Source organism: Hydrogenophaga luteola (genome assembly GCF_042648585.1).
Lineage (GTDB): Bacteria > Pseudomonadota > Gammaproteobacteria > Burkholderiales > Burkholderiaceae_C > Hydrogenophaga > Hydrogenophaga luteola.
The window spans coordinates 19,474-40,601 of sequence record NZ_JBHRXX010000001.1; the positions used below are offsets into that span (position 1 = coordinate 19,474).

At 68.4% G+C, this 21,128-nt stretch carries 16 protein-coding genes; 11 read left to right on the forward strand and 5 right to left on the reverse strand.

Annotated features, from left to right (window positions below; translation table 11 throughout):
* Position 1: 1 nt before the first annotated feature.
* From ACFOPI_RS00115 to ACFOPI_RS00135, 5 genes are all read right to left on the reverse strand, one after another.
* The gene (locus ACFOPI_RS00115) at positions 2-2,413 is read right to left on the reverse strand and encodes a DUF1631 family protein (RefSeq protein WP_382169545.1); all 2,412 of its coding nucleotides are present in this window, start codon (positions 2,411-2,413) and stop codon (positions 2-4) included.
* 92 nt (positions 2,414-2,505) lie between these two features.
* The gene (secF, locus tag ACFOPI_RS00120; protein ID WP_382169547.1) at positions 2,506-3,462 is read right to left on the reverse strand and encodes a protein translocase subunit SecF; all 957 of its coding nucleotides are present in this window, start codon (positions 3,460-3,462) and stop codon (positions 2,506-2,508) included.
* Between the two features lie 14 nt (positions 3,463-3,476).
* The gene (gene secD, locus ACFOPI_RS00125) at positions 3,477-5,357 is read right to left on the reverse strand and encodes a protein translocase subunit SecD (protein WP_382169549.1); all 1,881 of its coding nucleotides are present in this window, start codon (positions 5,355-5,357) and stop codon (positions 3,477-3,479) included.
* Positions 5,358-5,381: 24 nt separating this feature from the next.
* Complete coding sequence (gene yajC / locus ACFOPI_RS00130; RefSeq protein WP_382169551.1) at positions 5,382-5,705, reverse strand: preprotein translocase subunit YajC; 324 nt, start codon at positions 5,703-5,705, stop codon at positions 5,382-5,384.
* 146 nt (positions 5,706-5,851) lie between these two features.
* Positions 5,852-9,445, reverse strand: a complete 3,594-nt coding sequence (locus ACFOPI_RS00135; RefSeq protein WP_382169553.1) for an indolepyruvate ferredoxin oxidoreductase family protein — start codon at positions 9,443-9,445, stop codon at positions 5,852-5,854.
* A gap of 180 nt (positions 9,446-9,625) precedes the next feature.
* Between ACFOPI_RS00135 and ACFOPI_RS00140 the strand changes: the two genes are divergently transcribed.
* The 11 genes from ACFOPI_RS00140 (at position 9,626) to ACFOPI_RS00190 (ending at position 21,126) form a co-directional block, all read left to right on the forward strand.
* Positions 9,626-10,135 carry an Lrp/AsnC family transcriptional regulator gene (locus ACFOPI_RS00140; protein WP_382169554.1) on the forward strand — a complete coding sequence of 170 codons (510 nt, stop codon included), beginning with the start codon at positions 9,626-9,628 and terminating at the stop codon, positions 10,133-10,135.
* A 200-nt stretch (positions 10,136-10,335) separates the two neighbouring features.
* On the forward strand, positions 10,336-10,929 hold the full coding sequence (locus tag ACFOPI_RS00145) for a hypothetical protein (RefSeq protein ID WP_382169556.1): 594 nt from the start codon (positions 10,336-10,338) through the stop codon (positions 10,927-10,929).
* A gap of 95 nt (positions 10,930-11,024) precedes the next feature.
* Positions 11,025-11,657 (forward strand): hypothetical protein, encoded by a 633-nt coding sequence (locus ACFOPI_RS00150; RefSeq protein WP_382169558.1) that lies wholly within the window; start codon positions 11,025-11,027, stop codon positions 11,655-11,657.
* A complete protein-coding gene (locus ACFOPI_RS00155) occupies positions 11,654-12,106 on the forward strand; it encodes a hypothetical protein (protein ID WP_382169560.1) in 453 nt (150 codons plus the stop codon). The genes ACFOPI_RS00150 and ACFOPI_RS00155 overlap by 4 nt, the downstream gene beginning before the upstream one ends.
* 9 nt (positions 12,107-12,115) lie before the next feature.
* Positions 12,116-12,901 (forward strand): COG1470 family protein, encoded by a 786-nt coding sequence (locus ACFOPI_RS00160; protein ID WP_382169562.1) that lies wholly within the window; start codon positions 12,116-12,118, stop codon positions 12,899-12,901.
* Entirely contained in the window at positions 12,898-14,847 is a 1,950-nt protein-coding gene (locus ACFOPI_RS00165) for an SdrD B-like domain-containing protein (protein ID WP_382169564.1), read from the forward strand. Before ACFOPI_RS00160 ends, ACFOPI_RS00165 begins: the two co-directional genes overlap by 4 nt.
* 54 nt (positions 14,848-14,901) lie before the next feature.
* A complete protein-coding gene (locus ACFOPI_RS00170; protein ID WP_382169566.1) occupies positions 14,902-15,381 on the forward strand; it encodes a hypothetical protein in 480 nt (159 codons plus the stop codon).
* 261 nt (positions 15,382-15,642) lie between these two features.
* A complete protein-coding gene (locus ACFOPI_RS00175) occupies positions 15,643-16,494 on the forward strand; it encodes a polysaccharide biosynthesis/export family protein (protein ID WP_382169568.1) in 852 nt (283 codons plus the stop codon).
* A gap of 542 nt (positions 16,495-17,036) precedes the next feature.
* Positions 17,037-18,449, forward strand: a complete 1,413-nt coding sequence (wbaP, locus tag ACFOPI_RS00180) for an undecaprenyl-phosphate galactose phosphotransferase WbaP (protein ID WP_382170908.1) — start codon at positions 17,037-17,039, stop codon at positions 18,447-18,449.
* Between the two features lie 59 nt (positions 18,450-18,508).
* Positions 18,509-19,993: a mannose-1-phosphate guanylyltransferase/mannose-6-phosphate isomerase gene (locus ACFOPI_RS00185; protein WP_382169570.1), complete on the forward strand. Its 1,485-nt coding sequence runs from the start codon at positions 18,509-18,511 to the stop codon at positions 19,991-19,993.
* On the forward strand, positions 19,990-21,126 hold the full coding sequence (locus ACFOPI_RS00190; protein ID WP_382169571.1) for a glycosyltransferase: 1,137 nt from the start codon (positions 19,990-19,992) through the stop codon (positions 21,124-21,126). The genes ACFOPI_RS00185 and ACFOPI_RS00190 overlap by 4 nt, the downstream gene beginning before the upstream one ends.
* Positions 21,127-21,128 lie beyond the last annotated feature (2 nt).

The window sequence follows — 21,128 nt, forward strand, 5'->3', positions numbered from 1 at the left end:
CTCAGCCGAGCAGTCGCTCGGGGTTGGCGTCGAGTTTGGCCAACGCGTCTCGGGTCGCGCGCACGGTCAGTGCCTCATCCTCGCTGGGCACCAGCAGGCCAGCCTGGAGGTAGGCGGCCACGCGCGTGGCCTGGATCAGGAAGCACCGACCCACGCTCGTCACGAACAGGTACAGCTGCCCCCGTTCGCTTCGCCAGGCAAACTGCACGCTGTTGAGCTTGCCGTTGTGATCGAGGCCAAACCAGGAACCGATCTGCAGCTCTTGTGCCCAGGCCCCCATGGCTTCGGTGGGTTGACTCCCACCCTGTCGAATCACCTCGATATTGGCGGCATCGACCCCTGTGATCATCTCGATGCTCTCGTTGTCCAGGTCGAGGTCGCCGACGCCGCTGTCGGGCAGGTAGTCCTCCAGATTCGTCAGGCGCTCAGACAACTTGTCCAGGCTTTCCTGCGAGATGGCTTCGGTGCGCGACATGAAGGCATCGGCCAGCGTGTCGCTCACGGATTTGATGTATCCATCCTGCGTGCTGGGCGAGTATCCCAGCAGGCTCATGCCCTGGCGCAGCCGCTGCAGCAAACCCGGCAGCTGCTGGATGACGCGCGCCCGATCATTGCGGTTGGGCTTGGCACTGGCCGCCCAGAGCAGGTCGGAGGCCACCCGCTTGAGTGAGGCGGTTTCTTCGTGCTTGACGCCGTACTTGACGCTGGCGACGGCCAGCACCTCGACCCAGACCTTGAACAGAAACTCGCGCACCTCTTCCCGCACGGTGATGTCGTCCAGCAGCTTGCGCAGCTCGATGGTGTACTGCACCGACAGCGTTTCCTTCTGCTCCACCTGCTGCGCAACGCTGACAAAGCGGCTGGCGCCGCCCTGTTCGCTGAGATAGGTGGACAAGAATTTCTGGAACTCGTCCAGCACCAGCTGGAACACCCGGCGACCGGTTTCGGGGTACTGCTCGATCACCTGCACCACCCGTTTGATCTCTGCCTCCAGCGCCACGGAGCTGACATTGGACTCGAAACCGAGCACACAGGATCCCATCCGATCGATGAGCCGGCGCGCCGGATGCTGCAGTGCGCTGAAGAACTCGGGTTCGGCCAAGGCCACACGCAACACGGGAATCTGCAAGCGCGCGAACCAGACCCGCACGCTGGGAGGAATCCGCTCCTCCGCCAGGATGCTCTGGAACATCAGGGCCACCACCTCAATGGTGGCTTTTTCGGAGGGCGTCGAAGCTGCCTGCTTGAGCTCGGCCGTGCGCTGGCGCAGGACGGTGGCTGCCTGCGCCACATGCGAGTGGTCCATGGGGGGTGCGACCGACCGAATAGCACCGGAGCCGGTGGTGACCACATCCGGTATCGGGATCGGGACCACGTCCATCATGGCCTGCTGAAGCCGCGGAGAGGAAGGCAACAGCTGCGTGGCCTCGAAATCGCCGCCAATCTTGTCAGCCAGCAGGCGCCGCAGGCGCCCCACAACACCCTGCGCCCTCATCCTGGCTCTCGCCAGCGGCGACGAATGGGTCATCATGCGGGTTTCGTCATGAACCCCCATGCCCGTGGGCGCACGACCCGTGGCAGGGGCGCCCGCGAAGGAGCTGCCTCCAGAACCGCCAGTGCCGAGACCTCCGCCTGACTCGCCGTGGGAGAACGCACCAGCGCCCATCGAGGCGTGCCCCGACGACCGCCCCCAGCTCGTCCCGGCAGCAGGCGCTTCCGGTGCCATGTCACGGCCAGAAGCAGGCACTGGTGACCGACTGCCGGGCGCACGCTTGACCAGCGCCTGCAAGTCGATCTCCTTCATCACGCCGCTGGACACGAGAAACTCGTTGGCGGCCTTGTAGGCTTCCAGCATCGACTTCGCCAACATCGGCGAAACGGCGTCCTGCACCAGTGCCCAGGCCTCACGGGTCATCTGCACATCCAGCCACTGGTCCACCAGAATGCGACACACCACATCCGGCAGCAACACATCACCTCTAGGCAGCTCTTGCCGCTTCTCCAGGTGCTGAATGCGCAGCCGCAGCTCGTTGAGTTCGGTGGACACCTGCTCCAGCACACGCATGGCCAGGCGAGAAGCCAGGATCTGATCGTCGATTGCGCCCTCGGCCAACAACTCCAGACGGCCGGTCAGAGGCGCCTGTCCGGAGTGCGGGGAAGCGGTGCGGGGCAGCAGGGTTCGCTGCAAGGCCTTGCGACTCTGGTTGAGCCACACGCCCTGGGCCTTCTGGAAAGCGGACCACGCGTCGCGGCGCTCCTGCATTTCACGCACCGGGCCGGCCTGATCCAGGATGGCCGTCAACCGGTTTTCGGCGGTCTTGACGAGTTCGGGCAGGGCCCGTCCCACATGAACCACGAAGAGTTCACGCGCCTGCTTGGCCAGAGACGAAACATGCTGATCGGGGGTTGCCACAGGAAGTCAGTATGACACGAAAGACAACACTCACATTTCTCTTCAACCCAGGCTCTTCGCCCGGATCAAGAGCGCAGACCGACCTCGGAAGCTCAGACCACCGCTCCGCTGTTCGGATCGTCCGGATCGCCCGATGCCGGCTTGCTGGACGTCTTGATCAGGTCTTCGCGCTTGATTCCCAGCCACATGGCAATGGCCGCGGCCACGAACACTGAAGAATAGATGCCGAACAGGATACCGATGGTCAGCGCCATGGCGAAGTAGTGCAGCGTCGGGCCACCGAACAGCAGCATGGACAACACCATGATCTGGGTCGAACCGTGGGTGATGATGGTCCGGCTGATGGTCGAGGTGATGGCGCGGTCGATGATCTGGACCGTGGACATCTTGCGCTGACGGCGAAATGTTTCACGGATGCGATCAAAAATAACAACAGATTCGTTGACCGAGTAGCCCAGAACAGCCAGTACGGCCGCCAGCACCGCGAGCGAGAACTCCCACTGAAAAAAGGCGAAGAAGCCCAGAATGATGACCACGTCGTGCAGGTTGGCGATGATGGCCGACACCGCGTACTTCCACTCGAAGCGCACCGCCAGATAAATCATGATGCCCACGATCACCAGGCCCAGCGCCATCAGGCCATGCTCGACCAGCTCCTGCCCGACCTGCGGGCCGACAAACTCGGTGCGGCGCAGCTGGACTGCGGGGTCCTGCGCCTTCAGCGCGGCCATGACCGCCTCGCTCTGCTGGCCGGAACTGAGCCCCTCCCGGGCGGGCAGGCGCAGCAGCACGTCCTGGGAGGTGCCGAAGTTCTGCACCGGCACCTCTGCGTAGCCCAGCCCCTCGATCACAGAACGGACGGACTCCAGATCGGCCGGCTGCTGGTAGGCCACCTCCATCACGGTGCCGCCGGTGAACTCCACCGACAGGTTCAGGCCACGGGCGACCAGAAAGAACACCGCCAGCACAAAGGTGATGGCCGAAATCGCGTTGAGCACCAGCGCGTGGCGCATGAACGGGATGTCCTTGCGGATGCGAAACAGTTCCATCTTGGTCTCTCCGGTCAGTCGGCCTTGGCCACCGCACCACCGCCCTCGGGGCGCCACACCGTGCCGATGGACACGCTCTTGAGTTTCTTTTGCCGGCCGTACCAAAGATTGACCAGGCCGCGCGAGAACACCACGGCCGAGAACATGCTGGTCAGGATGCCGATGCAGTGCACCACGGCAAAGCCGCGCACCGGGCCGGAGCCGAAGATCAGCAGCGCGATACCGGCGATCAACGAGGTGACGTTCGAGTCCAGGATCGTGCCCCAGGCGTGGTCATAGCCGATGTTGATCGCCGTCTGCGGCGAGGAGCCGTTGCGCAGCTCTTCGCGCACCCGCTCGTTGATCAGCACGTTGGCGTCGATGGCCATGCCCAGCGCCAGCGCCATGGCCGCAATGCCCGGCAGCGTCAGCGTGGCCTGCAGCATCGACAGCACCGCCACCAGCAGCACCAGGTTGAAGCCCAGCGCCAGGCTGGAGAACACGCCGAACAGCATGTAGTAGGTGCACATGAAGGCGACGATCACGACGAAGCCCCAGATCACGCTGTTGAAGCCTCGTTCGATGTTTTCCTTGCCCAGGCTCGGGCCGATGGTGCGCTCTTCGATGATTTCCATCGGCGCTGCCAGCGAACCGGCGCGCAGCAGCAGCGCGGTGTCGTTGGCTTCGACCGTCGTCATGCTGCCGGAGATCTGCACGCGACCGCCGCCGATCTCGGAGCGGATCACCGGAGCCGTCACCACCTCACCCTTGCCCTTCTCGAACAGGATGATGGCCATGCGCTTGTTGATGTTCTCGCGCGTCACGTCGCGGAAGATGCGTGCGCCCTTGCCGTCGAGCGTCAGGTGCACCGCCGGCTGCTGCTGGTCGTCGAAGCCGGCCTGCGCGTCGGTGAGGTTCTCGCCCGTGAGCAACACCTCGCGCTTGACGATCACCGGGCGGCCGTTGCGCTCGAGGTACTTCTCGGAGCCGAAGGGCACCATGCCGGAGCCGCTCTCGGCCGCCAGGCCTTCCGTGCTTTCGTCCACCAGGCGCAGCTCCAGGGTCGCTGTGCGGCCCAGGATGTCCTTGGCCTTGGCAGTATCCTGCACGCCGGGCAGCTGCACCACGATGCGGTCGGCGCCCTGCTGCTGAATCACCGGTTCGGCCACGCCGAGCTCGTTGATCCGGTTGTGCAGCGTGGTGATGTTCTGCTTGACCGCCTGGGACTGCACCGCGAGCGCAGCCTGAGGCTTGAGCGTGGCGGCGAGGCGGAATTCGGCGCCGTCCGGTGTGCGCACCACCTGCAGATCGGCGAACTGGTCGGCGATCAGGTTTTCGATGGCCGTGGCCGTCGCCTCGTCGCGGGCTCGCAATTCGATGGTCGTCGCACTGCGCTGAATACCACCGTGGCGCACATTCTTCTCGCGCAGCGCGGTGCGCAGGTCTGAGGCCAGCACATCGGCCTTGCGCTGCAGCGCCGCCGGCATGTCGACCTGCAGCATGAAGTGCACGCCACCGCGCAGGTCCAGACCGAGGTACATCGGCGCAGCGCCGATGCTGGCCAGCCAGGCGGGCGTGCGCGGCACCAGGTTCAGTGCCACCACAAAACCCGGGTTGGCCGAATCGGGGTTGAGCGTTCGCTCAATGGCGTCGCGGGCCTTGAGCTGGTTGTCGGTGGAATCGAAACGGGCCCTGACCGAGCCACCCTCCAGCTGGATCAGCGTGGGCGCCAGGTTCTCGCGCCCCAGGGCCTGCTCCACACGCGTCAACGTGGTCTCATCGACCTTGACGGAAGAGCGGGCGGCAGAGACCTGCACCGCCGGCGATTCGCCGAACAGGTTGGGCAGCGAATACAGCACCCCGATCACCAGCGTGACCGCGATGATCAGGTACTTCCAGAGCGGATAACGGTTCATGTCAGGGCCTTCGGCGCCGGCTGGTTACTTGATGGTTCCCTTGGGCAGCACCTGGACCACCGCGGTGCGCTGCATCTGGACCTCCATGCCGCTGGCGAGTTCCACGCCAATGTAGGTTTCGCCGATCTTGGACACCTTGCCCAGGAAGCCGCCGGCGGTGACGATCTCGTCGCCCTTGGCCAGCGCTTCGATCATGGCCTTGTGCTCCTTCTGGCGCTTCATCTGGGGCCGGATCATCACGAAGTACAGCACCACGAACATCAGCACCAGGGGCAGCATGCTGATCAGGGTGCTCTGGGTGTCACCGGCGCCAGCGGCGGCCTGGGCATAAGCAGAGGAAATGAACACGGGACGGTCTCCAACGAAAAGGTCAGGGGACAAACCGAAGGCCCGGAGGGCGCACCCAGCCGGGCCTTGCGGCGGAACCGGTCATTGTAAGTCGCGGCCTCCCCCGGCCGGCGACCGGGGGCGATTGGCCGGACGAGAAGTCAGGCTCAGGCGGCCCGGCTGAGTGGCACACCCGCGGCGCTGTCGCGCCACTGGGTCAGCAGCTGCTCGCGCCGGGTCAGCACGGCCGCCAGGTGCCGCGCCTTGACGTGGCCGTAGCCGCGAATCTGCTCGGGCAGGCGCGCGACCTCCAGGGCCAGGGCGTGGGAATCGGCGGTCAAGCTGGCCAGCAGGCCCTCGACGTCGGCGCGGTACTGCACGATCAGTTCGCGCTCGGTGCGCCGTTCCTCCGTGCGGCCGAAGATGTCCAGCGCGGTGCCGCGCAGGCCCTTGAAGCGGGCCAGCACCGCCATGGCCTTGAGCATCCAGGGACCATAGGTCTGCTTGATCAGTTCGCCCCTGTCGTTCGTCTTCGCGAACAGCGGCGGCGCCAGGTGCAGCTGCAGGCGGTAGTCGCCTTCGAACTGCGCGGCGATTTGTGCCTGGAAGGCCGGGTCGGTGTGCAGGCGCGCCACCTCGTATTCGTCCTTGTAGGCCATCAGCTTGAACAGGTAGCGCGCCACCGCCTCGGTCAGCGCCGTCTTGCCCAGGCGGCTTTCGGCCTGGCGCACCTTCTCCACGAAGTCCTGGTAGGTCTGGGCGTAGGCGGCGTTCTGGTAACCGGTGAGGAACTCGACGCGACGGGCCACCAGCTCCTCGACGCTGTCGCGCTTCTTGAACTGGATCACCTGCGCCGGGGTGATCGGCGCCAGCAGAGTGGCCATGACCTGCGGGTCGTGGGCGGCGCGGCGACCCCATTCGAAGGCCTGCTTGTTCTTCTCCACCTGCACCGCATTGAGCTCGATGGCGCGCATCAGCGACGCCAGCCCGAGCGGCACCCAGCCCTTCTGCCACGCGTAGCCCAGCATCATCGGGTTGGTGTAGATCGAGTCGCCCATCAGGCGCGTGGCAGCGGCTTCGGCGTCGAAGCGGCCAACCGCGGCATCGCCCAGCGCGGCGACCAGCGAATCCACGCAGGCCTGCGCCGGGTTCTGCCACTGCGGATTCTTCACGAACGCGGCCGTGGGAGTGGCGCTGGTGTTCAGGGCCACGTGGCTGCGGCCGGCGCGCAGACGCTGCAGCGTCTCCTTGCCGGCGGCCACCAGGGGGTCGCAGCCTATGACCAGGTCGGCCGAGGCCGTGCCCACGCGCGTGGTGCGGATGTGGTCCTGGCTGGCACCGATGAGCACATGGCTCCAGGTCGCGCCGCCCTTCTGCGCCAGCCCCGCTGCGTCCTGCGTGACGATGCCCTTGCCTTCGATGTGCGCGGCCATGCCCAACAGCTGGCCGATGGTGATGACGCCCGTGCCGCCCACGCCAGCCACCACGATGCCCCAGGCCTCGTCGGTCAGCTGGGGCAATCGTGGCAGCGGCGGCTCGGCGCCGGACCAGGCCAGGGCCGCGCCCTTCTTGTCCTTCTTGCGCAGCTGGCCGCCCTGCACGGTCACGAAGCTGGGGCAGAAGCCCTTGACGCAGGAGAAGTCCTTGTTGCAGCTGCTCTGGTTGATGCGCCGCTTGCGGCCGAACTCGGTCTCCAGCGGCTCCACGGAGAGGCAGTTGCTCTGTTCGCCGCAATCGCCACAACCCTCGCAGACCAGTTCGTTGATCACCACCCGCTTGTCCGGCTCGGCCATGGTGCCGCGCTTGCGGCGGCGGCGCTTTTCGGTGGCGCAGGTCTGGTCGTAGATGATGACCGTGGTGCCCTTGATCTCGCGGAACTCGCGCTGCACGGCGTCCAGCGTGTCGCGGTGCTGGATGGCGATGCCGCTGGGCAGCCCCTGCACCGCCGCGTACTTCTCTGGCTCGTCGGTGACGATGGTGATCTTGACCGCGCCCTCGGCGCGCATGCTCTGCGCGATCTGCACCACGCTGTGGCCCTCGGGCCGCTCGCCCACCTGCTGGCCGCCGGTCATGGCGACCGCGTCGTTGTAGAGGATCTTGTAGGTGATGTTCACGCCCGCGGCGATGCTCTGGCGCACCGCCAGCAGGCCGCTGTGGAAGTAGGTGCCGTCGCCCAGGTTGGCGAACATGTGCTGGTCGCTGCTGAACGGCTGCTGGCCCACCCAGGGCACGCCCTCGCCGCCCATCTGGGTGAAGCCAACGGTGGCGCGGTCCATCCAGATGGTCATGAAATGGCAGCCGATGCCGGCCATGGCGCGCGAGCCCTCGGGCACGCGGGTCGAGGTGTTGTGCGGGCAGCCGGAGCAGAACCAGGGCTGGCGGTTGGCGTCGGCCGAGGCCCCGGCCAGCAGGGTCTGGGTGGAGCGCTCCTGCGCGTCAAGGATGGCCAACTGTGCGTCGATGCGGGCCTCGATGTCCGAGGGAATGCCCAGCTTCTTCAGGCGCCGGGCGATGGCGCGCGCGATCAGGGCCGGGTTCAGGTCGGCGTTCGCGCGCAGCAGCTGGTTGCCACTGGGGTTGGGGCGGCTCCACTCGCCGCCCGAGTAGTCGCCCTCGACCTCGTCGAACTTGCCCAGCACGTTCGGACGCACGTCCGGCCGCCAGTTGTAGAGCTCTTCCTTGAGCTGGTATTCGATGACCTGGCGCTTCTCTTCCACCACCAGGATCTCGCGCAGCCCGGTCGCGAACTCGCGTGTGATGCCCGCCTCCAGCGGCCACACCACGGCCACCTTGTGCAGGCGGATGCCGAGCTGGCGGCAGGTGGCGTCGTCCAGGCCCAGGTCGAGCAGGGCCTGGCGCGTGTCGTTGAAGGCCTTGCCGCTGGCGATCAGCCCGAAGCGGTCGTTCGGGCCGGCGATCACGTTGTGGTTGAGCCTGTTGGCGCGCACATAGGCCAGCGCCGCGTACCACTTGTAGTCGAACAGCCGCGCCTCCTGGTCCAGCGCCGCATCGGGCCAGCGGATGTGCAGGCCGCCCGGCGGCATGTCGAATTCGGGAATCACGATCTGCACGCGCTCCGGGTCGATCATGGCCGTGGCGCTGGACTCGACGATCTCCTGGATCGTCTTCATGCCGGTCCACACGCCGCTGAAACGGCTCATCGCGAAGGCGTGCAGGCCCAGGTCGAGAATCTCCTGCACCGTGGACGGGAAGAACACCGGCAGGCCACAGGCCTTGAAGATGTGGTCGCTCTGGTGGGCCGCCGTGGAACTCTTGGCCACGTGGTCGTCGCCGGCCACCGCGATCACGCCGCCCCAGGGCGTGGTGCCGGCCATGTTGGCGTGCTTGAACACATCGGAGCAGCGGTCCACGCCCGGGCCCTTGCCGTACCAGATGCCGAACACACCGTCGAATTTGTTGGAGCGAGGGGGCGCGAAACCCAGCTGCTGCGTGCCCCAGACCGCCGTGGCCGCAAGCTCCTCGTTGACCCCGGGCTGGAACACCACGTTCTGCTGCTTCAGGTAAGGCGCGGCCTTCTGCAGCGCCTGGTCGTAGCCGCCCAGCGGCGAGCCCCGGTAACCGCTGATGAACCCCGCGGTGTTCTTGCCGACCATGGCATCGCGCTGGCGCTGCAGCATCGGCAGCTTCACCAGGGCCTGGACGCCGCTCATGAAGGCGGGCCCGTGATCCAGGGCGTACTTGTCGTCGAGCGTGACGGTTTCGAGCGCGCGGCGGATGTGCTCGGGCAGTGGGGCGTTCATCTTGTTGTCTCCTGCGGCGGTGGAAATGCCCGCCTTGTGGGCGGATCGGTGACCAACAGACAGCCGGGTAGGCTGGTGCCAGTTTGCCGCTCAGTGTATGCCCCGGTCGCCGACAGGTGTTTGCTTTTCGTGCCCGGTTTTGCGATATTCAAGAAAGAATCTTTCTTCAAATACAAGCCCATGGAAACACTGGACAAGTTCGACCTGGCCATCCTGAACGAACTGCAGGCAGACGGTCGTCTGACCAACGCCGAACTGGCCAACCGGGTCGGCCTGTCGGCGGCGCCCTGCTGGCGGCGGGTGCGGGCGCTGGAGGACGCTGGCTTCATCACCGGCTACCGGGCCGAGCTCAACCGCAACAAGATCGGCCTGGGCGTGCTGGCTTTCGTGCGGCTGGACGCCGAGCGCAACAGCGGCGACGCGCTGAGCCAGATGGAGAAGGCGATCCGGCAGATCCCGGAGATCGTCAGCTGCCACTACATCAGCGGCTCGGGCACCTTCGAGCTGCAGGTGGTGTGCCCCGACCTGGCCGAGTTCAGCCGCTTCGCGCGCGAAGTGCTGATCCACCTGCCCAACGTGAAAGACCTGCACACCAGCTTTTCGCTCGGTGAGGTCAAGGCCAGCAGCGCGCTGCCGCTGGGACATCTTGTTAACCAAAGTGTCGGCTCGGCGAACCGATCCAAAACTTGAGCTCTTTTTGATACCGCTGGTCGCCGGTGCTCGACCGTTGGGTCGCCAATGAGCGCCAAGTCTTTGAAAAGCGTGATTTTTTCCCGCCTTGTCTCTTGGCTCCAGGGAGTCGGCTGCGTACAGTGCGGCCTGCTCGGCAGCGGGACGATGGCATCAGAAAGTGTTCATCGGCGCTGCGCAACCCTGAAGAAGGAAACGTCGTGAACAAGTCTTCCCTGATCCTCAAGTCCGCCCTGGCCCTGGCCCTGGCCACCCCCCTGCTCGCATCGGCCGAGTCGCAGCTGACCGTCGGCACCGGTGATGCCAGCGCCCGTCTGGATTTCCGCATCGTGGTCCCGCGCGTGCTGTTCCTGGGTGTGGGCACCGGCGCCGCCGGCCTGACCGCCAACTCCACCATCGACACGGTGACCTTCGACTACAGCAGCAACCCCTCGGCCATCGGCACGGGCGCCGCCGCGGGCGCCATCACCGGCAACGTGGTCCCGGTGCGCGTGGTGGGCAACAACGGCCAGATCACCCTGACCGCCAACACCACCGGCGCCCTGACCAACGGCACAGCCGACACCATTCCCTGGTCGCAGATCACGGCCACCTCCAGCCTGGCGGCCCTGCCCAGCCCGGCCATCCCCCTGACCGGCGCCGGCGTGGCCAGCAACGTCACCCTGTCGTCGGGCACCAAGATCACCGACCGCTCGGCCAACTGGACCTTCAGCTACGCCAACTCGGCCGTGGTCGCTCCGGGCACCTACGGCACCACCAACGGCCGCGTGACCTACACCGCGGCCATGCCCTGACCCGGCGCCCGCGCCGACCGACCGCCGGCCGACCTGAGCCGGTGGGCGACCGCCCCCCGGTTTCCACGGCACCGGTGGCGGCACACAATACCGCCATGAACACCGCCCCGCCACCTTTCCTGCTGCGCCTGATCGGCGCTGGTCTGGTGGTGAGCGCCGGTCTGCATGCGCTGCCCGCACAGGCCTGGTCCCTCACCGTGGCCGCGGCCTCGCGCCGGGTGTTCCTGCACGTCGGCAACGGCACCGCCGACGGCAACAACGGCACGGTCAACCTGGTCAGCGCCAACCTCACCGCCGCCCAGCTGCTGTCGGGCACACCGCAGGCCATGACCAGCAACAGCACGCAGTCCACCAGCCTCTACGGGGACGGGTACAGCACCTGCCCGACACCGTCCACACAGGTGATCATCGGCGCCTCCTACCGGCGCAGCAATCCCGGCAACGGCCCCGCCAGCGCCACGCTGCGGGTGACTTCGCCCGCCAGCCTGACCAACGCGGCCGGCGACACCATTCCGTTCAGCCAGATCAGCTGGACCGTCTCGGCAGCGGGCAGCAGCGCCCCCAACGTGATTTCGGCCGGCACCTTCAACGGCGCCACCCAGACCCTGGCCACGGTCCCGGCCAATACCTATATAGAGAACTGCCACACGTTCAGCTACGCCAACAGCGCCATCCGCGCCGCCGGCACCTACAACGGCCGGGTGACCTACACCCTGAGCAGCCCATGAACGTGTTCAAGCTGCTGGCGCCGTTGGTGGCCTTGGCCTGCACCACCGCAGGCGCAGGCACCCACCGCCTGGACGACTCGCTGAGCCACACCACGCCGCCCACCGCGCAGATGGAGTGGCTGCCGCAGACCCCGGGCGACCGCGACGGCGGCATGGAAACCTGGGTCCGCGTGCACCTGCACATCGACACCCGCGAATGGGTGGGCCGCAGCGGCCGCATCTACATGGTGCTGCCGCTCGACCAGGCCGCATCCATCGAAGCCGTCTGGACCACCAATGGCCCGCTGCGCTCGGGCCGCCTGGTGTCGGGCGAGCGCGCGCTGGTATGGGCCGGCACCATCGGCTCCGACAGCCTGCGCGACCAGATGCAGGTGCGCCTGCGCTCCGGCCCCGACTGGCTGAGCGCCAGCCGCCGCCTGAACTTTCACTTCGAGTTCGACACCGACTGACCCGCCGACATGCGCCGCCTTGCCTCTTTCTGTGTGCTCGCCCTGCTGCCCGCGCTGGCCTGGGCCCAGGGCTTTGCCGCCTTCATCTCGCCGCCGCGCTTCGAGGTCAAGACCGCGGCCGGCCAGCCGCTGCGCCAGGTGCTGGAAATCCAGCACGTGGGCCGCACCCCCGGCAACTACCGCATCTACACCAACGACTGGACGCTCGACGCCGACCACCAGGTCGCGTTCACGAACGAGCTGGCCCCAGACAGCTGCCGCCCCTGGGTGGCAATCGAGCGGCGCGAGCTGACCCTGCAGCCCGGGGCCCGCTACCGCTACCGCTTCGAGATCGCGCCGCCGGCCGGCACCCCCGCGCGCGAGTGCCGCTTCGCCATCATGGTCGAGGGCCTGGAAGCCGCCAAGGTCGAGGGCGCGGTCAGCTTCCCCGTCGGCGGGCGCATCGGCGTGATCGTCTACGCCGCCATCGGCGACGTGGCCCCGGTCCTGTCGATCGCCGGCACCGAGACCGTCCAGTCCAATGGCCTGCCCATCGCCATCGTGCAGGTGCGCAACACCGGCAGCGCCACCGGCCGGCTGGAAGGCTTCCTGGACGCCACCGACACCACGGGCCAGCGCGCCGAGATGTCGCCCGCCGACCTGCCCGTCCTGCCCGGCGAGACCCGTCGCATCGCCCTCACGCCGGTGGCGGTCGACGGCAAGAGCGCGCCCACGCTGCGCTTCCCGATCAAGGTCCGGGGCCAGCTGGAATCCGGCAAGAACAAGCTGCCGCTGGACGCGAGTTTCGCCCCATGACCCGGGGCGGGTGGCTGCTGGCGGGCGCCCTGTCGCTGGGCGCTGCCCCGGCGCAGGCGCAGACCGCCGCCAACGCCCCCGCTCCTGCGCCGTACGAGGACCGGGTCATCGAAGGCCTGGCGCCGCTGGCCGACGAGAACGACGGCCAGAACGACTACGACCGCGGCGGCTGGCCGCGCTACCTGCGCCTGGAGACCCGGCTCGGCAACCAGGCCTTTGACACCTCGCGCCGCGCCCGCCTGGCCTACGCCCTGGAGGGCCTGATCGAAACCCCCAACCACGGCATGCTGTCCATGGACGGCAGCGTCTCGCCCAGCCCGCGCGAATACACCCTGACGCTGCGCCAGCGCATCCTGCCGCTGCCCGGCGGCTGGACCGGCGACCACGAATTGGGCGTGATCACCGCCCCCGCCACCGATCTCTCGCGCCTGCCCTCGCGCGTGCTGCTGCCCAGCACCCAGCTGCGCGGGATCAGTGGTCAGTGGACACACACGGGACAGGGGCTGCAGTTGCTGGCTGCGGGCGGCGAACCCGGCCAGCTCACCAGCCAGCCGGTGACCGGGTTCCAGGGCCTGGGCGGGCAGCGCCATCTGGCCGGCGCGCAGTGGCGCAGCCCCGGCGCGCGCGGCACCGAGCCCGACGGCTGGACGTTCGCCCTGCAGCACGAACGCGCCACCGATGTGCTCACCAGCGCCACGCTGGACAACCCCTCGGGGCGCACCGACGCCGACGCCAGTCACCTCGCCCTGCGGCGGGACAGCGCCAGCCACCGCAGCCAGGCCCAGCTGGTGAGCAGCCGCACCAGCGCGGGAGGCGTGAGCGCCCAGGGCGCCTGGATCGACAGCGAATGGGACGAGGGCCCGCGCCAGCACGGCCTGAGCCTGTACCGGCTCGACCCCGGCCTGAGCTGGGCCGCGCAGGCCATGCCGTCCGACGTGCAGGGCGCCACCCTGCGCAGCCAGTGGCGCACCCGCCAGTGGTCGGCAGACGCCTCCTACGACTGGTTGCGCTCGGTCAGCGGCCGGGTGGGCAACGGCAGCTACGCCTCGGCCAGCGCGCGCTGGCGCATCGACCGGGACAACCAGTTCAGCGCCGGCGCCGCGCTGCGCCGTTTCGACGGCCAGGCTTGGAACAGCTTCGCCGACTGGCGCCGCGCCAACGACTGGGGCCAGAGCGGGTGGCGGCTCGAACTGGCCGGTGGCGCCGACCTGCAAGGCCCCGCACGGGTGCTGAGTTACGACCAGGAATGGGCCGTGCCGCTGGGCTGGACCCTCTCGTCCACCCTGGGCGTGGGCCGCTACGCCGCCGCCCAGGACAGCGACGGTTTCTGGTCCGGCGCGCTTGCGCTGCAGGCCCCGCTGAGCAACGGCGCCGACCTGCGCGGCCAGCTCGGCACCGAGCGGCGCGACAACGGCCAGCAGCGCCACAACCTGAACCTGGGCGCCCAGTGGCGCCTGAACCGCCACTGGAGCATCAGCGGCCAGTACACCCGCGCGATCGGCCAGGCGCCAGTGCGCCAGCCGCTGGACCCGCTGGCGCCGCTGCCCACGACGACCACCGGCAACAGCGACCGCAGCTTCCTGCTGGTGCTGCGGTACGAGGACGAGGCCGGCAGCCGCGATGTCCCGCTGGGCGGCCGGCCGCAGGAAGGGGGCGGCCGCATCGAAGGCATCGTGTACTTCGACGCCAACGCCAGCGGCACGCAGGACGCCAGCGAAACCGGGGTGCCCGGCGTCACCGTCGCGCTGGACAACCGGTATGCGGTGCGCACCGACGCGCAGGGCCGCTTCAGCTTCCCCTTCGTGGCCGCCGGCCCGCGCACGGTGAGCGTGCGCAACGACACCCTGCCCCTGCCCTGGAGCGTGGTCGACGACGGACAGGTCACGATCGACCTGCGCCTGCGCGAGACCACCCGCCTGAGCCTGCCGGTGCAGCGGCCCCGCTGACGCCGCACATCAGGAAGCGGTCAAGTCCGCGGCCGGGGTGCCGATACAGCGGGCATGAAGCCCGCATACCGCCGCTTTTCCGCCCTGGCTGTCAGCCTGGGTCTGGTGCTGGCCCCCGCGGCCAGCCAGGGGGAAGCGCAGTGGGCGTCCTCGGCGCCCACCGCCAGCGGCGCACTGGATTTCCGCATCGTCATCCCCCCAGTGATGCGCGTGCTGGAAAACAGCCACCCGCCGCAGCTCACCAGCGGCGCCGACGGCTCGCTCGGCGGCCAGCAGCGCCTGGTGGTGCTCTCGAACATGAAGCGGGGCTTCTGCGTCACCCTGCGGCTGCGTTCACCGGACGTCGAGCAGTGGCAGGTGCGCGCCGCACCCGAGCCTGGCGTCACGCTGCAGGCGGCGGGACAGGCCTACCGCCTGTGCAGCGACCGTCCCGGGCGCTACACCATGGTGCTGCAACACGAGTTCGGCCCGTCGGCCCATGGTGCCGGCGCTGCGCCGGCCTGGCCGGTGCAGACCGACATCACCACCCTCTGAAGCGGCGCACACCCGCCGCAACCGCACGCCGGAGTGCAACACCACCGGCCACTCCACGCAACTTCTGTTTGCAATCGAAACAGCGCCATCTGCACGCAAAGCCGGTGTGCCATGATCGCGCGCAGTCAAAAGACCACAGCGCCGTTTCCTGGCCTTGGTCTTGCTTCTCCTGCCGTGCCCGCTGCGCACGGGCCCCGACACGGACGCGCCCGCACGTCCTCGACCGGCTGGCGCACAGGAGCTCAGGGAAACCAGGAACACATGGACATCAACCACATCCCTCCTTGCACCATCGGAACCCCGGCCCGCCCGCTGCACCACAGGGCTTCTCCCCGCCTGTGGGCGCTGCTGGGCCCGGTCGTCGTGGGCACGGCCTTCGCCCAGACGCCCCAGCAACCGCCGCTGCAGGAACCGCTGCAGACCCCCGTGGACAGCAGCCGGCAGCCGTCCCGCCCCGTGTCCACCGACAGCCCGCCGGCCATCGGCGCCAGGACGGACGCGACGCCCACCCCCGTACCGGGCGAGGTGGCGCCGCTGAATTCGCTCGCCGGCGTCACCCCGGACTACCGCATCGGCGCCAACGACCTGCTGGAGTTCGACGTCTTCGGCGTGCCCGACATGAAGCGCTCGGTGCGGGTGAACGCCACCGGCGCCGTCTCGCTGCCGCTGATCGGCTCGGTGCAGCTGGCCGGACTGACGGCCCAGCAGGCCGAGGCCCTGCTGGCCAGCAAGTACCGCGAGAACTACCTCCAGAACCCGCAGGTCTCGCTGTTCATCAAGGAGTTCACCACCCAGCGCATCACCATCGAGGGGGCGGTCGCCAAGCCAGGCATCTACCCGGTGACGGGGCCGCTCACGCTGCTGCGCGCCCTGGCGCTGGCCGGCGGCGGCGCGCAGTACGCCGAGCTCAACGAGATCATGCTGTTCCGCAACACCCGGGGCCAGCCGTCGGAGCCGGCGGTGTTCGACCTGGAGAAGATCCGCTCCGGCGAGGTGCCCGACCCCGCCATCCAGTCCGACGACGTGATCGTGGTCAAGCGCAACGCCAGCCGCACCGCGCTGCGCGACTCGCTGTTCCGCGACATCCTCGACACCCTGAACCCGTTCAAGTGACGCGGCCCGGGCACCACGCCGTGCCCGCTGCCCGCCCTCGCCGACGCACCAATTGACGCAGCGGCGCCCGCAATAGGGGCCCAAACGTGTTTTTTTGCACGTTTTTTGGGTGACACAGACCCGCCACCCGCTGACGGGTCGGGCGCATTGCCGACCGTTTGTCGGCTCGCAGATCAGGCCCGACCAGCATTCCAGCGCCAAACCCCATCGTTTTCCCTGTTAGAACGATGTGTTACTCAAGTTGCATGCTGCATCGCAGCAAATTGAGCCTTATTCACCAATACTGCTATCACTCCGGCAGCAAACTGGCCTGAAGCTTGCTGTTTCCCGGAGGTCCTCCCCCCGCCCACTGGTCCGCTGGACAACGAGGTGCCATGAACGCCCTTCCATCGCCTTTGCCGCAAGTTTCGCCAGCCCACCCACCCTCCACCGAGGGCGCCGGCGACACCGTTGTCTCGATGTACAACGAGCACGACCTGGCGCGCAGCCTGGCGCCCTGGGCCAAGCTCGGCCAGCGCCAGCGCTGGGTCGGCGCCCGGCTGATGCTCACCGACCTCGGCGTGCTGTGGTGCTGCTTTGTCGCAGGCCGCCTGCCGGCCTGGCTGCGCGGTGAGGCCACCCTGCCGCAGGCGCTGAATGTCTGGTGGGCGGACAACGGCCAGCTGCGCCTCACCCTGTTCATGGTCATCGCGCTGGCCATGATCGGCTGGATGGGCGCCGTGCAGGGCCACTACACCGCCCACCGCCGCAAGCCCTGGTGGGGCGAGGCGCGGCAGATCATCCAGGTGGTGATCTGCGCCGCGCTGATCGACGCCATGATCATCTACACCGCCCAGTGGCCGCTGTCGCGCCTCTGGACGGGCGCCACCTGGCTGCTCATTCTGGTGAGCCTGCCGCTGGCGCGCCTGGCCATCCGCCAGCGCCTGCTGCGCGCCGGCCTGCTGACCCAGCCCTATGTGCTGATCGGCCATCCCGACGACGTCGAGAAGGCCGCCACCGCCCTCGCCAGCGAGCCGCTGCTGGGCTACCACCCCGTCGCGGTGGTCTGCCCCCACCCGGGCGAGCGCCTGGTGGCGTTCAAGAACGGCCATGTGGTGGCGCCCACCGCGCTCACGCCGGCCGTCCGGGAGTTCCTGGCCCGGCCCGGTGACTACCAGCTGGTCGGCGTGCTCGGCATCCGCGACAACAACTGGCTGCGCGAGCTCTCGCAGGAGCTCATGCACACCCGCGACGACCTCGTGATGGTGCCCGCCCTGGGCGACCTGCCGATGTACGGCATGGAGGTGTCCCACCTCTTCAGCCACGACGTGCTGTTCCTGCGAGCCCGCAACAACCTGCACCGCCGGGGGCCGCAGTTCCTCAAGCGGACCATGGACATCGTCGGTTCGGCCTCGCTGCTGCTTGTGCTCTCGCCCCTGTTCGCCTACTTCGCCTGGAAGATCTCGCGCGACGGCGGCAGCCCCTTCTTCGGCCATGTGCGCGTCGGTCAGCACGGCAAGCCGTTCAAGTGCTACAAGTTCCGCTCCATGGTGGTCAACGCCCAGGAGGAGCTGAAGAAGCTGCTGGCCAGCGACCCGGCCGCCCGCGCCGAGTGGGAGCGGGACTTCAAGCTCCGGAACGACCCGCGCATCAGCAAGATCGGCGCCTTCCTGCGCCGCACCAGCCTGGACGAACTGCCCCAGCTCTGGAACGTGCTGGTCGGTGAAATGAGCCTGGTGGGCCCGCGCCCCCTCATCCACGACGAGCTGGCGCGCTACGGCAAGGACGTTGTCTATTACCTGACCTCCCGCCCCGGCATGACCGGGCTCTGGCAGGTGAGCGGGCGCAGCGACACCACCTACGGCTCCCGCATCCGCTTCGACGCCTGGTACGTGCGCAACTGGTCGCTCTGGTACGACCTCGTGATCATGCTGCGCACCGTGCGGGTGGTGCTCAAGCAGGAGGGCGCCGTCTGAACCCGCCCTCACGCCCGACCCGCGACACCGCCTTCATCCACCCTGACCTGCACCGCACCATGATCACTCCCGTCATCCTCTGCGGCGGCTCCGGCACCCGCCTGTGGCCGCTGAGCCGCAAAAGCTTTCCCAAGCAGTTCGTGCCGCTGATCGAGGGCCAGAGCCTGCTGCAGCTCACCCTGCAGCGGGTGGCTGGCCTCGGGCCGCAGCTCATGGTGGTGGCGTCCGAGGGCCACCGCTTCATGGTCGCCGACGCGCTGCGCGGTGTGCCGGCGGGCACCCAGGCCATCCTGGAACCTTCCAGTCGCAACACGGCGGCGGCCATGGCCCTGGCCGCGCTGCAGGCCACCGACAACGGCCAGCCCGAGGCGCTGCTGCTGTTCTGCCCGGCCGACCAGCACATCCCCGACAGCGCGGCCTTCGCGCGCACGGTGAACGAGGGCGTGGCCGCGGCCGAGGGTGGCGCCATCGTCACCTTCGGCATCGTGCCCAGCTTTCCCAGCACCGCCTACGGCTACATCCGCCAGGGCCTGCAGCGCCCGGACGGCGCGCTGCAGGTGCAGCGCTTCATCGAGAAACCGCAGGCCGAGGCCGCGCAGGCGCTGCTGCTGGGCGGTGGCGTGCTCTGGAACGCCGGCATCTTTCTCTGCCGCGCCAGCGTGCTCCTGCGGGCGCTGGAGCGCCACGCCCCCGACATCCTGGCCAGCTGCCGCAAGGCCCTGCCCGCGCCGCCCGCCGCGATGACGCCGCCGGCGCCGGGTGCGGCGCCGCAGTGGATCACCCCCAGCGCGCCCGAGTTCGCGGCCTGCCGCTCGCAGAGCATCGACTACGCGGTCATGGAACACCACGACGATGTGGCCGTGGTGCCCTACCCGGGCGCCTGGAGCGACGTGGGCAGCTGGAACGCCGTGGCCGACCTGACCCCCGCCGACGCCGACGGCAACCGCGTGCAGGGCCAGGGCCTGACCCACGGGGCACACGACACCTATATCCACGCACCCCACCGGCCGGTGGTCGCGCTGGGCACCCGGGACCTGCTGATCATCGACACGCCCGACGCGCTGCTGGTCGCCCACAAGGACTGCGTCGAACAGGTCAAGGACATCGTCGCGAAGCTGCAGGACCTGCAGCGCACCGAGGCCCTGACCCACCGCAAGGTGGCCCGCCCCTGGGGCTGGTACGACAGCATCGACCTGGGCGAGCGCTTCCAGGTCAAGCGCATCGGCGTCAAGCCCGGCGCCAGCCTGAGCCTGCAGATGCACCACCACCGCGCCGAACACTGGATCGTGGTCAAGGGCACGGCCGAAGTCACGCGCGGCCAGGACACCTTCCTGCTGTCGGAGAACCAGTCCACCTACATCCCGGTGGGCGAGCTGCACCGCCTGCACAACCCTGGAAAGATGGAGCTGGAAATGATCGAGGTGCAGTCGGGCAGTTACCTGGGCGAAGACGACATCGTGCGTTTCGAGGACAGCTACGGGCGCGCCACCGCGCCCCGGGCCGCACCGCCCGAGACGCCGCTGCGGGCCGTCATCAGCCGATGAAGGTCGCCATCGTCCACTACTGGTGGCTCAGCAACCGCGGCGGCGAGGCCGTGGTGGCCGCCATCGCCGAGCTCTACCCAGAAGCCGATCTGTTCGTGCACGTCTGCGACGAGGCCCTGGTGCGCCAGACCCTGGGCGCGGGCTTCAAGGGCAAGGTCATCACCACCTTCATCGCCCGCCTGCCGGGCGCGACTAAGCACTACCAGAAGTACCTGCCCCTGATGCCGGTGGCGCTGGAGCAGCTGGATCTGACGGCCTACGACCTGGTGATCAGCAGCGAATCCGGGCCGGCCAAGGGCGTGGTCACGCGGCCGGACGCGCTGCACGTCTGCTACTGCCACTCGCCCATGCGCTACGTGTGGGACATGTACCCCGCGTATCTGAGCGGTGCGGGCCGGGTCGTGCGGGCGCTGTTCCCATGGGTGGCGCACTGGCTGCGCGTGTGGGACCGGGCATCGGCCGACCGCGTGGACCACTTTGTCGCCAACTCCAGCTTCGTGGCCTCGCGCATCCGCAAGTTCTACCGGCGCGAGGCCGAGGTGGTGTTTCCGCCGGTCAACGTGACGGCCTTCGACCACCGCCGCGAGCGCGGCGACTTCTACCTCTGCCTGGGCCAGCTCGTGCCCTACAAGCGGGCCGACATGGTGGTGGAGGTGTTCAACCGCCTGGGCCTGCCCCTGGTGGTGATCGGCGAGGGGGAGCTGTTCGAGCGCCTCAAGGCCATCGCCGGCCCCAACGTGCAGCTGATGGGGCGCCAGCCCTTCGGCGTGGTCAAGGACAAGCTGGAAACCTGCAAGGCGCTGGTGTTCCCGGGCCTGGAGGACTTCGGCATCGTGCCGGTGGAGGCCATGGCCAGCGGTGCCCCGGTGATCGCCTACGGCAAGGGCGGCGCGCTCGACACCATCGTGCACGGCCAGACCGGCGTGCTGTTCGACGAGCAGAGCAACGAGGCCCTGGAGCGCGCCGTCCGCGCCTGCGAGGCCGGCGAGCACCGCTTCGACGTGGAGGCGCTGCGCAAGCACGCCAGCGGCTTCGACAAGCGCATCTTCCAGCACCGTTTTCTGCAGGCCGTGGCGCGCGCGCTCGACGCGCAGAACACACCGCCCCTGCGGCTCTCCGAGGAAGGGGCCTGAGC